The sequence below is a fragment of the Psychrobacter sp. Ps1 genome (assembly GCF_022129425.1).
Taxonomy (GTDB): domain Bacteria; phylum Pseudomonadota; class Gammaproteobacteria; order Pseudomonadales; family Moraxellaceae; genus Psychrobacter.
In genome coordinates, this window is sequence record NZ_JADQAN010000006.1 from 160288 (window position 1) to 174268 (window position 13981).

Below are 13981 nucleotides of genomic sequence, written 5' to 3' on the forward strand. Positions count from 1 at the left end.
ACTGCTATCAATAGCAAGATAATTCATAAGCTAAGCAAATACCATTGAAAATCGCACGGTTCAGTGCTAAATTCTAGCAAACATCTGCCTCGCGAGTTGCCATGAGCAAGCCTACACCCAATATACCACCTGAACGTCCCAATGAGTCGCCGTCAAACAAACAAGATGGCACAGTCGAGGAGCGTGTCGATACCACGCTGCCGGACGCGCAACCAGTGGTAGATGAGGTGGAAGACACATCAGCAACGCCAGCAACCAACGTCTCGCTCATCAGCGGCAAGAGTAAACCGCGTAAATATAAAGCGGACAATCAGTCGTTCTTTATGCAGCGCGGTTATCAAGTCTTGCTCGTGCTTGGGCTGATTGCCGCGTTTTTCTTAGTGATGGTCTATCAGACGTTGTTTGGACGGATTGAGCAGCCGCAGCAAATGGTGACGATTGAGTCAGGTCAGACCTATTACGGCTTATTGCCGCAGTGGCAACAGCAGATTCCACTTTTTTCTGCCAGCATTGCCAAGCTCTATATCAAGTCGCAAGTGGACGCGCCATTACATGCCGGTATTTATCAATTACCAGAGAACCCAACCATCGCTGAGGCGCTGCAAGTGCTCGCGCAAGGGGCTAAAGCAGCGATGGTAAAAGTGCAAATTATCGAAGGCAAAACGTCTAAAGATCTATATCAAACGCTACGTGATAATAACACTATCAAAAAAGAAGTGCTGACAGTGAATGGCGCTAATGCTAGCAATGCTAGTATCGCGCAGGCTTTAGATTTGGCAGGTATATTGCCAGACAGCGTGACCAATAGTAACGACCCTATCGTAAATCATAATCTTGAGGGTTGGTTTGCGCCTGATACTTATTATTACGGCGAGGGCACCAGCGACAAGCAGGTATTGACAGATTTGTACAAGCGTCAGCAGCAGGCATTGACCAAAGCATGGGAAAATCGTGCGCCTGACCTGCCTTATAAGAGTCCTTATGAAGCGCTGGTTATGGCCTCTATTATCGAAAAAGAAACCAGCGTGGCAGAAGAGCGTCCTTTAGTCTCTGCGGTGTTTAAAAACCGCTTGGATAAAAACATGCGTATGCAGACGGATCCGACCATTATCTATGGCATGGGCAGTCGTTATGATGGCAATATCCGCCGCAAAGACATCAATGAAAAAACGTCTTACAACACCTACCAAATTGATGGTTTACCGCCAACGCCAATTGCGCTACCATCAGCGGCATCTATCGAAGCGACCTTACATCCTGCCGATAGTGAAGCGTTGTATTTTGTGGCAACGGGTAATGGCGGGCACAAATTCACCAATAGCTTGGCTGAACACAATCAAGCGGTAAAAGACTACCTCAGTGTCATGCGTGAGAAAAAATCTCAAACGCCGCCGCAGTAATACTCCTTCTTAATCTTCTTAAAAAACTTATCGTTTATTGAGTGCTACAAAGTAGAGGTAGCGCTCATCAATGACATAAGGTCATATCATGTCAGTATCTATGCACACCAGCGCAACACCATCACATACCAATAAACCATCATCGAATCTACCTGAATCAAGTGCTTTAAATACGGAGACGGCACCTACGTTAGGCCGCTTTATTAGTTTTGAAGGGACCGAAGGCGTAGGAAAAACCACCGCGATTGAACAACTGTGTTTGCGCTTAGAAGCTAATGGCATTCCATATCTGCGTACTCGTGAGCCGGGTGGTAGCCCATTTGCAGAGCAATTGCGAGACATGTTATTGGACCCAGCGACGGATATCGAAGACGATACCGAGTTGCTGCTATTGTTTGCTGCGCGCTGTGATCACATGCAGCAAGTCATTTTACCAGCGCTCCAAAATGGTACTTGGGTAATATGTGATAGGTTTACCGACTCTACTATTGCGTATCAGGGGTTTGGGCGTGCGTATGGCGACGAGTTGGTACGCGGCAAAATAGATATGCTTATCAAACAATTTGTGACGCAGCTTCCTGAGCTGACATTGTGGTTGGATTTGCCAGTAGCAGAGGGTATGAAACGTGCCAACAAGCGCAGTGCGGCCGATCGTTTTGAGCAGCAGGCTACCGAGTTTTTTACTTGGGTGCATACTGGTTTTAGTCAGCTTGCGAGCGAGTATCCTGAGCGTATACAGCGTATTGATGCATCGGGCAGTACGGATGATGTGAGTGCGCGTATATGGCAGACAGTTATGGACAGATTCGATATCAAATAATTAAATTTTGCAAAGTAGATTTATAAGGCAGTTAGATGTATCGATAGCCAGTCAGGCAGGCAGTCAGTTAGTTAGCCCCAACAAAAAGCCCCAGCAATATGCTGGGGCTTTTTGTTAAGGTAAATCTTTTATCTTTAGGTCAATAAAGCGGATAACTATGCACGTTATTTGTCATCTATTTTATCTACTTTTACATCCTCAGTAGTAGCGATAGAGGCGTCGCTATCTTGAGCAGAGTCAGGTAGACGATTTGGGTCAAGCGCCCCTTTTTTGTTTTTAGGGGCACTACCATTGCCATTACTGTTCGTAGAGGTTTTGGTCTTCGAAGTCGCTGTCGAATTTGCAGACATGACGCCTTTATTATCCACATTAGTAGCAGACGTTTTTGGCTCTTCTACTGGCTCACTTTTCTCTACAGTAGTGCTAGAAGGTGACTTAGTCTCGGTGTTACTGCTTTGGGTAGTTGATGACTGATTAGCAGTGTTTTGCTCATCATTTTTGTCACTATCTACCGAAGACTCTGGCGCTGCTGTCTGGCTATCGTCAGGGCTAAGCTCTTGCTCTTTACGCTTTTCAGGTGCTTTTGAGTTGGACTCAAAGTTAGCATCAGCTGCCATGCGAGCCTGCTCTTGCTTCGGCGTTACATCGACTGGCTTCGGCTGTACTTCATCGTCTACCACTAGCGATATAAGCTTACGGTCACGAGGGACAGTACCGTCAAACTTATCTGTGATGACGTGCAGTTTGCCTTCTTTATCTACCGTATATAGCGGTACGAATTGCTTATTATCCGCTTTATACTGCTCAAAGCTATAGCTATCCGTAATATTGGTAATCTTAATTCGAGCTTTTTTGGACAGCATACTGGCAAGCTTGGTATAGGTCACATCTTTGCCAAACAGCCACTGTGAGTGGAAGTTCGATTGCTTGTCATCACGCTCACTTTTGACTTTTTCATCACTGAATTTGAGACGGTATAGCTTACGCTCACCAAATTCATGACGATAATGAATCTCGGACAACGTGTTCATTTCTTTGTCCATACTCATCGCAAACAAACGACCAATACCGATTAGATCCAGATGATGATCTGCATGATCAGAGATAGGATTACCAAAGTAAGTACGCAGACCGCTCATGCGTGCGCGTGCAATATTGGTATAGTTATTGTGCGCAACGATGACGTCAAAACCCTGGTCTTTTAGAGAGGTAGCAATCAATAGTGCAATTGGGTTTGAGCCAACGATAAGGATACCGTTAGTCTCAGGCTCACGTACACCAAGTAAATTACCGACTACTTTTGCACCTAAACCCTGAATCATGACCGTACCAATGATGACCATAAATACGAGAGGTACAAGTAGCTCTACGCCCTGAATATCATACTCTTGCAAACGAATCGCAAACAGTGATGAGATAGCAGCCGCGACGATACCACGTGGGCCAATCCAGCTAATCATCAGCTTTTCATTGGTCTTAAGGTTCGAGCCGATAGCTGATGCCCAGACTGATAATGGACGTGCGACAAACATCACGATAGCGAGCAGCACTAGCCCTGCAAAACCAACGCTGAGCAAGCTTGCCAACTCTACACGCGCCGCCAGAATAATGAACAGCACTGAAATCAGCAAAATGGTCAACGACTCATTAAACTCTAAAATCGTCTCACGTGGGAATTTTGGCCAGTTCGCCAATGCCACGCCCAGTACTGTGACGGTCAATAGACCAGATTCATGCTCTAGATGATTCGATATCGAAAATAACACCAGTACAAATGCTAAGGTAAAGACATTACGTAAGAATTCAGGAATCATATGACGGCGCATAAGGAATGCAAGTAGCCAAGCGCCCGCCATACCCATTGCCGTTGCCAATACGACAATTTTAGCAAACAGTAGAATACTACTGGCTTCGCCGCCTGAGATAATGTACTCATAGACCAATACCACAGCAATAGCGCCGATTGGGTCAATGATAATACCTTCCCATTTTAGGATGTTGGAAATGGTTTTGTTAGGGCGTACACTACGCAGCAGTGGCATAATGACCGTTGGACCAGTCACACAGACCAGCGCACCAAACAGCAACGCAATCAATGGATCGACATCGAATAGTAAATAAGTCGATAGGGCCACGATAGCAATGGTAATCAGTACACCGACCGATACTAACATCTGTACCACGGTACCATGTTGCTTAATCTCATCGAACTCTAGCGTTAACGATCCTTCAAATAGAATAATCGCTACGCCCAAAGAGATGAAAGGAAACATCAGCTCGCCCAACACCAAGTCTGGGTCAAATACACCCAGCACTGGGCCGACGATAATACCAATCAGTAATAAAAATAAAATGGATGGTTGCTTTAAATACCAAGCCAACCATTGGGCGGCAATGCCAATCCCAACCACGCCGGATAGCAAAAGGGCGGTATCCATAAATTAATCCTTTTATAATCTTGTCATATTTTATATCTATCGATAGCTGTTATAAGATAGTCGCTACCGTTTATTTAACAATAAGTTGTTATCCGTTTTTGTTGTAGCCAAGCCATCGCACTGATAGCCCTCATGAATCACAACATAAGCTAGATATGATATAACTACTATAAAGTAGCAAAGACAAAAGCGCTTCTAGATAAATCACAATACGCTAGAAATGCAAAAGATGGAAAACAAGAGTGATGATAGCCAGTTCATAAGCCTGCAATAAACAGCCTTATATACAAGCTAACTTTTGTTTGTTTAGTAAAATATTTGGTTTGACATCATACCATGATTTTATTTCAAGCTGATGTAAGCCGTACCTGCTAAAAAGCTATCTTACGGCCATAAAAGTATACGAAGCCCATATGAAATAACGTTGCCTTGGGTTATCCTGCACTATGCAAAAGGCATTAGCATCATACTTTAAGTTTTTATTTATCATACAGTAGCTGCGTGGGGCATGCACGTCGCGCACAGGGTAATAGTGTTGGCGCCATGAAATGTCATATACTGAACGTTGAGAGTATTTGTTTTTATAAGACACTATTAATCATGTTCTACACTATTAACCATCTTCTAAAGACCGGCACTCTATAAATATTCAAGTAATGAGTAGTGATAAAAATAAGCGTAAATTAATTGCTAAATAGTTATGACAATAAGTTCGAATAAAAGTGCTGCGCCGCATAAATAGACAAGATAAATAGATAAAAGAATATAATTCATCAAATAGTAACGAATAGGGGCATACCGCTTGGTGTAGTCGCTATCGCTAACAATCATAACGTGGCTGTTAATAACAGCGATTACTCATATGGAGGACACAAAATGCCTATCAATATGTTCAAAGGACAGACCACTGCCAATATGCAGCGCTGGTTACAACGTAGTGCTCTAGCATTCGCTATTAGTACCGCTATGTTTGCTAGTATCAATGTCACGACGATAAACAGTGCGCAGGCTGCAGTCACTACGGCTGATTTTTCTGGTTTGGTGCAACAAGTCACGCCAGCAGTGGCACGTGTCAATGTTACCAAAACGATTAGTGAGGCCGAGCTCGCTAAGGCTCAGACTGCTGAAGTGTTGCGTCAGTTCTTTGGTGATCGTCTACGTATTCCTGATCGAGTCGCGACGCCAGCGATTGAACATGCTTATGGTACGGCCTTTTTTATTACCTCCAATGGATATATGCTGACCAACCATCATGTCATCGCAGGTGCGGACAAAATCACTGTGACGCTCAATGATAGAACCGAGCTTGATGCAACTTTGGTTGGTAGTGACGAGCGCTCAGATGTGGCTGTGCTAAAAGTTGAGGGCAGTCAATTTCCAGCCCTGCCTATCGGCGACTCAAGTGGTCTAAAAGTAGGGGAGCCAGTGTTAGCAATCGGTTCGCCATTTGGTTTTGACTACTCAGCCTCTGCCGGTATTGTCAGTGCCAAATCGCGTAGCTTTTCGCGTGAGACGAGCGTACCATTTATCCAAACAGATGTAGCACTAAACCCGGGTAACTCTGGCGGGCCACTATTTAACCAACGCGGCGAAGTGATTGGAATCAATTCGCGTATTTTTAGTGGTACTGGCGGTTATATGGGACTGTCATTCTCTATCCCTATTGACGCTGCCATGGATATTTATGAGCAGCTGAAAAACGACGGTGAAGTAGCGCGTGCATATCTAGGAATCTATCCACAAGATATCGATCGCAATCTGGCCGAGGCTTACAATTTAGAACGCCCTCAAGGTGCCTTACTGACTCGTGTATCACCAGATTCACCAGCACAAAAATCAGGCCTAAAACCTGGTGACATCATTTTGCAATACAATGATGTACAAATCATGGAGGCATCAGACTTGCTGAACTTGCTCAACCGAGCGCGTCCAAGCGATTCCTTCCGTGCACGGATTCAGCGTAACGGTAAGCAGATGGTGATTAACGGCAAGCTCGCTTATGCGCCCAATGATGTAAGAGCACAGAGCGGTAATGAGCAAAATGATGATGTACAATTGGGCTTGCGTTTACGCGATTTGACGGCAGATGAACAAGCAGAAATCGCTGTCGATAATAAAACCGGCATATTGGTTACCACTGTGGATCCTACTGGATTAGCCGCGCGCTCAGGTATTCTGGCAGGTGATGTTATTACCAACTTTCATCAAAAGCCGATCGAAACAGTGGCAGATTTTTCAGGTGCTATCTCTTCTCTTCCTAAAAAAGGCGTGGTCACTATAGAAGTTATACGCCAAGGCATTCCTGCTATTATTGGTCTGCGTATTGAGTAGGTGTCATGATTTAAGCGTGACTGTTGACATTGCTAATAACGTAACTCAGGTTACGATGCAGAGTATAAAGGCAGCGCGCACGTCAATAATTGTGCTTTCTATTTAGCTTATTAATAGAATATTGTATATTTATGAGCATCGGTACGAGAGGGTTGCCTTTTCGATTCTATCGACCTACTATCGATGTGTTGACGATTCGTTAATATTACATAAGAGACTTATCAGCGTACGTTGATTGAGCTAAACTGCTCCTTTAATGATGTAACTATTCATCTACAAGATTTTAAGCCAAGCTTTATATATTTAAGGGAAGAATAATCCCCTTTTTTTAGTGCTAAATTTATGGGCTGACTGCCAATTGATTGATAGCGGTCAAATCAAAATATGCTACACTAACGAGCACTCTTATTATTATATTTCTGTCGGTTAGTAAGTACGCCTATTACTCTTGGTAGATTGCCATCACGATACTGATATCGTAGATATGATCATCTATGACACAAACGCTATTATAGTAAGTAGAGACGCAGCATTAACATCAAGTAAGTTACGCCATCAGCGTTTATCAACGCACACAAAGCAATGGCCACTTGCAAACGACCTATCATGTGACAGCTTTAATAAAAGCTAGGATAATACAGTAAGGCACGGTTATGAGCACAGCATACGACGAGATCAAAACCCGACTACAAGGCTCAATGGTAGCCTTGGTAACGCCCATGCACCCTGACGGTAAGGTCGATTATAAACGTCTCGCAGATCTCATAGATTGGCAGATCGAGCAGGGCACGCATTGCCTTGTGGCTGTTGGTACTACTGGCGAATCAGCGACCCTATCTATGCAAGAGCATAGCGATGTTATTCGCTATTTCGTTCAGCATGTCAAAGGTCGTGTACCGGTCATCGCGGGTACTGGTGCCAACAACACGATGGAAGCCATCAAGCTGACTCAGGATGCTGCCGATGCAGGCGCAGACTGTGCGTTGCTCGTTGCTCCTTACTACAATAAGCCGCCACAAGAAGGCTTGTTTCAGCATTATCAAGCCATTGCCAAAGCCGTAAATATACCGCAAATGCTGTACAACGTGCCTGGACGTACAGTGGTTGATATCGCTCAAGACACGGTCGAGCGTTTGTGTGATATCGATAATATCGTTGCTATCAAAGATGCGACAGGATCTGTCGGTCGCGGTGAGCAATTGATCAAAGCCGTCGGTGACAGAATGGTTGTGTTATCTGGTGATGACGGCACTGCGCTTGATCTAATGAAAGTAGGCGGCAAAGGCAATATCTCAGTCACTGCTAATGTAGCGCCAAAAGCCATGAGTGAGACTTTTTCTGCGGGTTTACGTGGTGACTTTGAAGCGGCTGGTAAAATCCATGACGTGGTCAAACATTTGCACCGTGATCTATTTATCGAATCAAGCCCTATCCCAGCGAAGTACGCATTGCATAAAATGGGCATTATCGATAAAGGTATCCGTCTGCCATTGGTTTGGCTCGCCGAGCAGCATCATGCGACTATTGATGAAGCATTGGTTCGAGCAAACATACGATAAATTGATACTTAGCCAATTGATATTCGGCGATTTTAGATTTGTTGCTAGCTCGATGATTGATATTCGAGCTAGCAGCAAGTCAACTTATCATGATAAGCCAATCGCCTACATGAGCAATAACTGCTAACTCAGAGAGACAACATGATGACAGTAACATCAAAGACAGTATCATCAACTACAAAATTATTTCCAGCAATGCTGACCTTGGTTTTGGGTAGCACTTTGGTATTGAGCGGCTGTCAAGCAACCAAAAACTTGCTTGGTAAACGTGACAACGGTAGCTTAGATTATCAGCAAAGCAAGAAGCTTGCACCGATAGAGCTACCTGCTGCCCAAGAAACGGCACCTTTTGTACCTTTGTATTCAACACCTAATGCTGGGGCAAACACGCTCCAACTACAAAATGAGTCAGGCAATCAGTATCAGCTACCAAAACCTCAGCGTGCTGTTAGCAACACTTCGAACTAAACTTATTCCCTTATCTATATCGCTGACTTTTGCGTTTTTTATCATAGCCGCAAACCATGTATCTTACATCAGTCAGCGGTAGCTGCGCGTTTTTACCACATAAGCTTGAACGAACAGGAACCCCCATAATGCAAAAGCAACAACTGCTGTATAAAGGTAAAGCCAAATCTGTCTATGAAACAGAAGACAATGATCTTCTGATTTTGCACTTCCGTGATGATACCTCAGCGCTTGATGGTAAGCGTATCGAACAATTAGCACGTAAAGGTGTGGTTAATAACCGCTTTAATGCTTTTATCATGCAAAAATTGTCTGATGCTGGTATCGAAACACATTTCGAGAAGCAATTGTCTGATGACGAAGTGTTGGTTAAACGCTTGGACATGATTCCTGTAGAGTGCGTGGTTCGTAACTTTGCAGCTGGTAGTTTGGTACGTCGTTTAGGTTTAGAAGAAGGTCAGGCATTGACGCCTCCAACGTATGAGCTGTTTTATAAAGATGATGCGCTAGGTGATCCGATGGTTAACGAATCACTTTCTGTATCTCTTGGCTGGGCGACCAAAGAGCAACTGGCTAAGATGGAAGAGCTGACCTATCAAGTCAACGATGTACTAAAGGCATTGTTTGATGCGGGTGATTTAATCCTAGTTGATTTTAAACTAGAATTTGGCGTATTCCATGACCGTATCGTGTTAGGTGATGAGTTCTCACCAGATGGCTGCCGTATTTGGGATAAGAACACTAAGAAGAAACTTGATAAAGACCGTTTCCGTCAGTCATTAGGCGATGTGATCGAAGCTTATGAAGAAGTGGCTGACCGTATCGGTGTGCCATTAAAATAAGCATTCGATAGGTAGTATAAAATAAAAAAAACTGAGCCATGTGCTCAGTTTTTTTATGGCATTATATTTATGATGGTACCCTAGTGAGTACTCGAATCTTTGGCTGTGGGCTAAGGGTATCAAAGTTTTAACTCAATAAGATAGGCGCGGTGTACTTCATAGTGTACTTACTATGCACAATAGAGAAGCAGTTATGTCTAATACTAAAGCAGTATGGTTATGCAACTATAACAACTTTGATGTGACAGAGACCTATGGTATTAAAGCGACGTTGCCAGAGGTTTTTGATGCTGTGCAATTTTACAAATTAGAGAAGAAGAAAAAATCTAATGTAATAGAGAAAGGTGAAGAGCAGAAATACTATGACATCAACGAGATGGATCTGGTCTTTTGTAAAAGTTGGTCTAAAGGTGAATATATTAATACTCATCATATGCCTAGCAAGGTATTTATTAAGCCAAATGAGAAACTACCGAAAACTGATGACTTAATGTTTAATATTATTGGGGGGTATTTATTATTCAATCAACAGTGCTATGACATCATCAGTCAGTTCACGCTAGGCGCTACGCATTTTAGTCAAGTATATATTTATGACATTGAGACAGAGGAACTAAAATCGCAAACGCCTTATTATTTTATCAATATCGCAGAGACGCGTGACTATCTCAATGTTGAAGAAAGCAAGGGTATTGACGCTGATTCTTGTGGTCCAAAACTACCCACGCATTCTATATGGGAACCAACCGATGATGATATTCAACTGAATACTACTGCACAAGAGTGTGAGGTAGACGTATGGCATGACCCTGTTTTACGAAAATCTTTATTTTTCTCGGACGAGTTGGTCAGCGCCTTATTAGCCTCAGGGATCAAGCGCCAAGCGCTCGCTTTGATTCGTTGCGTCGTCAAATAATTAGTTTATAGATTGATATCCAATGATATTAACCATCAAAAGACACTATTATTGGTGAACTACTTATAGCGGACTCATTTCAAAATAAGTTTTTTATCATCAAATAGTACCTTTGAGGTATACCCCGAGGAAACCAGTTATCTCACCCTTCAAATTTATGAACAGACCACTTAAAACAGTCCGCTATAATAGAACCCCTCATAACAGACTATAATTCCTATCCATTTATCAACCAGTATCACCCTTTCAGCCATAGGCTTATCATTTAACTCGTATAAAAAATCAAACATAGCGTCAACACTGTCCTCGATACCTTGTCTTACTTTTATGCTAATTTGTTAGTACTTACTCATATCAATTAAACCATAAAAATAAGAAAAGGTTTCGCTAATGTCTACTGCCTCATCAACTGTTTTAGAGCCTGACTGGTTCACTCGTCCGACCTGTGTGGTCGCTGCTGATCTGATTGGTAAAGTCTTATGTCGACAGCTAACTGATAGTGATGGACAGCAAAAAACGTTACGTATGCGTATCTCTGAGACCGAAGCCTATATTGGTCAAGATGACCCCGCTTGCCATTCACATGCAGGTACTCGAACGGCGCGCACAGAGATTATGTATAAGCAAGGCGGTGTGTTTTATGTCTATTTGACCTACGGTGTACATCATATGCTAAATTTGATTAGCGGCCCTCTAGAGTCGCCTGAATCGGTATTGATTCGCGCTGGGTTTTTGACGGATGATAGTGACCGTCTGATTGATGAGCAACAACTCAGTCGAAATAAGCAGCTGACTCACCCCAAGCAGTTTGCAGGTCCGGGTAAACTGACCAAGCGCTTGCAGATAACTCGCGACTTATATGGCAAGCCTATCTCGCCAGACTCAGGCGTTTGGGTCGAAGATAATGGCTGCCAGTCACCCGTGTCAGTGCGTCCGCGTATCGGTATTGATTATGCTGGTGATGCCAAAGATTGGTTGCTGCGTTACGTATGGAGCGATCATCCTTCTTTATCTAAGAACTAATAGATTGAGATTTAAACCTATTTTGTGAGGTAAGTTCATGTATAAGTTAACGGTTTTTATTCCTGATGAGGCATTAGAGCAAGTGAAATCTGCTCTGTTTACTGCTGATGCTGGGAAAATTGGACATTACGAGCAGTGCTGCTGGCAAGTACAAGGAAGCGGTCAGTTTATGCCATTGGCAGGTAGTACGCCGCACATCGGTGAGCATGATAGCTTAGAAATGGTCGATGAATGGCGAGTTGAAATGGTGGTTGATGAAGCATTTATCGATGCTACTATTGCCGCATTAAAAAAGTCGCACCCGTATGAGACACCAGCCTATGATGTGATAAAAGTCTTGGATTTTTAATTTTATAAAGTAAGAATCTCAGCTTATAAAGTATAAGATTTCTTATAAAAAAACCAAATAAGCCACTGAATGACTTATTTGGTTCCAAAGGTTAAAAGGCTTTAATTGCCTATAGAAAAAGGGTGTGAACGCCTCAAAAGTAATCAGTGTTTTTTGAGCTTAATCACGTTGTAGCTTGGATAGCCCAGCTCGATTTTATAATCGTCGCGACCACGTTCGGCTTTTACCTTAATTTTACGATCGCCTTTCTTATATTTGACATCTTTGACACGGTATCCCATGCTGCGGACTTTATTGGTGGCTCGCTGCTCGACAGCAGAATCGTAATTGTGTTTATCGTGTTTATCGTTTTTTTTGTGCTTGCCTTTGTGCTTTTTATGCTCGTGACTGTCTTTATAAACATCTTCGTAAATATCGTCATATATATTGTAGCCACCAGGCGTAGTGACACAGCCAGTGGTTGCCGCTAGTAAGGCTGCGACCATACCAACAGATGCCACAGTTTTGAATGTTGAAAATGATAAATTTTTCATAAGATTATCCTAATATGAATACGTTTTTAATATTTCGAGTAGGTGGCTAAAAAGATCAAAACAATCAGTTTTTCTCATTTGAAGACCACTAAATGTATAAATGCGCTGATGGGTGACGCGGCTTTATACAGTCTTCAATATCACCAGTTTTTATGGTGCTTACCGTTATGATGTTTGCCATTATTTTTGTTCTTATGTTTATTTTTTTTATAGCGACCATTGTTTTTTTGATGCTTTTGACATTCCCAATTATTGGACCAAGACTCCTTGCTTGAGCTGATAAGCCTTAGAGAGGGATAGGTATACTTAAGCTCGTAGGCTTGATTGTTCTTTTTAGCATAAGCCGTGATGGCACGATCACCGCGGTAGTTATCAGATTTAATATCCATGACCTGATAGCCTTTACGACGTAGGTCCTGTCTTAACTGCTGGCTGACATGATTAAAACTATTGTTTTGACGACTACGATCACCGCGATAGATGGATTGATTGTCATAGCCTGGACCTACCACTGCACAACCGACAGTCGTACCTAGTAATGCCACCACAAGACCAGCAGATACCATCGCCTTAAATGAGAATGGCTTTAGAATTTTCATAATGCAGTATCCTATAATGTTTTCAGAGAGATAGAAGGTTGGTGAACCTGATTTTATAGTGACCAACAGCAGGGCTTATTTTTCGATACTTTGGTATGACAACGTTAAAATAGCTTTAGACGGGTGAATTTTTAGCGCTATATTTTTTGAAATATTTTCTTACATTATCTATGATAAAACACAAGACTTGATGTTAAGTGTCATTTGCGTTAATAAGTTGTAATGATTATGACAAGTAAAATAGGCTTTTGTAAGCATATGCTTACACGCAATGACGTTTACGCGACTTAACATGAGAGTCAGAATTAGGCATTATAGTCACACGGCATTAGGAAATGTGACTCAAGGATTGAGTTGACCGCATTAAGGATAATGATTCAATGACCAGCATCAGGATGATAATGGTCATTGAAGTAAGGACACATAACCTGTGCTGATAGCAGCAGTTAATACTGAAGCTGTAATGTAGTAAAAAGGGCAGGATGCCCAGTATCACAATATACTGAATATTTGTGCAAGGATGCATAGAAAGCAGTCGTGATAGGTAACATGGATAGTTAACAATAAAACCGCATAACAATTAATTGCTATGCGGTTTTATCGTGTCTGGATGATGCTAATTGATAGGGAGTTTCCTAAAAACTGTGTAACTGCTTATAATCCACTAACAGGAGAATAAGCAATGACTAACCAAACTGACATC

At 42.6% G+C, this 13981-nt stretch carries 12 protein-coding genes; 9 read left to right on the forward strand and 3 right to left on the reverse strand.

Annotation, left to right across the window (positions count from 1 at the left end; translation table 11 throughout):
- The first annotated feature begins 101 nt into the window (after positions 1 to 101).
- Together mltG and tmk are read left to right on the forward strand one after the other, a co-directional pair.
- Positions 102 to 1400 carry an endolytic transglycosylase MltG gene (gene mltG / locus I3249_RS04830; protein WP_238068893.1) on the forward strand — a complete coding sequence of 433 codons (1299 nt, stop codon included), beginning with the start codon at positions 102 to 104 and terminating at the stop codon, positions 1398 to 1400.
- Positions 1401 to 1488: 88 nt separating this feature from the next.
- Positions 1489 to 2220 (forward strand): dTMP kinase, encoded by a 732-nt coding sequence (gene tmk / locus I3249_RS04835; RefSeq protein WP_238068895.1) that lies wholly within the window; start codon positions 1489 to 1491, stop codon positions 2218 to 2220.
- 164 nt (positions 2221 to 2384) lie between these two features.
- Here tmk and I3249_RS04840 read toward each other — a convergent pair whose 3' ends face one another.
- Positions 2385 to 4658 carry a sodium:proton antiporter gene (locus tag I3249_RS04840; protein WP_238068897.1) on the reverse strand — a complete coding sequence of 758 codons (2274 nt, stop codon included), beginning with the start codon at positions 4656 to 4658 and terminating at the stop codon, positions 2385 to 2387.
- Positions 4659 to 5534: 876 nt separating this feature from the next.
- Between I3249_RS04840 and I3249_RS04845 the strand changes: the two genes are divergently transcribed.
- From I3249_RS04845 to I3249_RS04875, 7 genes are all read left to right on the forward strand, one after another.
- Positions 5535 to 6989: a Do family serine endopeptidase gene (locus tag I3249_RS04845; protein ID WP_238068899.1), complete on the forward strand. Its 1455-nt coding sequence runs from the start codon at positions 5535 to 5537 to the stop codon at positions 6987 to 6989.
- Positions 6990 to 7642: 653 nt separating this feature from the next.
- A complete protein-coding gene (gene dapA, locus I3249_RS04850; protein ID WP_165598142.1) occupies positions 7643 to 8548 on the forward strand; it encodes a 4-hydroxy-tetrahydrodipicolinate synthase in 906 nt (301 codons plus the stop codon).
- A gap of 120 nt (positions 8549 to 8668) precedes the next feature.
- Positions 8669 to 9016, forward strand: a complete 348-nt coding sequence (locus I3249_RS04855) for a hypothetical protein (protein WP_238068923.1) — start codon at positions 8669 to 8671, stop codon at positions 9014 to 9016.
- Between the two features lie 128 nt (positions 9017 to 9144).
- The gene (purC, locus tag I3249_RS04860) at positions 9145 to 9858 is read left to right on the forward strand and encodes a phosphoribosylaminoimidazolesuccinocarboxamide synthase (protein ID WP_057757995.1); all 714 of its coding nucleotides are present in this window, start codon (positions 9145 to 9147) and stop codon (positions 9856 to 9858) included.
- Between the two features lie 193 nt (positions 9859 to 10051).
- Positions 10052 to 10774, forward strand: coding sequence for a hypothetical protein (locus I3249_RS04865; RefSeq protein ID WP_238068901.1), 723 nt, complete (start codon positions 10052 to 10054; stop codon positions 10772 to 10774).
- Between the two features lie 390 nt (positions 10775 to 11164).
- Positions 11165 to 11797 carry a DNA-3-methyladenine glycosylase gene (locus tag I3249_RS04870; protein WP_238068903.1) on the forward strand — a complete coding sequence of 211 codons (633 nt, stop codon included), beginning with the start codon at positions 11165 to 11167 and terminating at the stop codon, positions 11795 to 11797.
- A gap of 37 nt (positions 11798 to 11834) precedes the next feature.
- Positions 11835 to 12146 (forward strand): NGG1p interacting factor NIF3, encoded by a 312-nt coding sequence (locus I3249_RS04875; RefSeq protein ID WP_238068904.1) that lies wholly within the window; start codon positions 11835 to 11837, stop codon positions 12144 to 12146.
- 143 nt (positions 12147 to 12289) lie between these two features.
- On the opposite strand, the gene I3249_RS04880 is transcribed toward I3249_RS04875, so the two are convergent.
- The gene (locus tag I3249_RS04880; RefSeq protein WP_238068905.1) at positions 12290 to 12679 is read right to left on the reverse strand and encodes a hypothetical protein; all 390 of its coding nucleotides are present in this window, start codon (positions 12677 to 12679) and stop codon (positions 12290 to 12292) included.
- A 140-nt stretch (positions 12680 to 12819) separates the two neighbouring features.
- Positions 12820 to 13278: a hypothetical protein gene (locus I3249_RS04885; RefSeq protein WP_238068906.1), complete on the reverse strand. Its 459-nt coding sequence runs from the start codon at positions 13276 to 13278 to the stop codon at positions 12820 to 12822.
- Between the last annotated feature and the right edge of the window lie 703 nt (positions 13279 to 13981).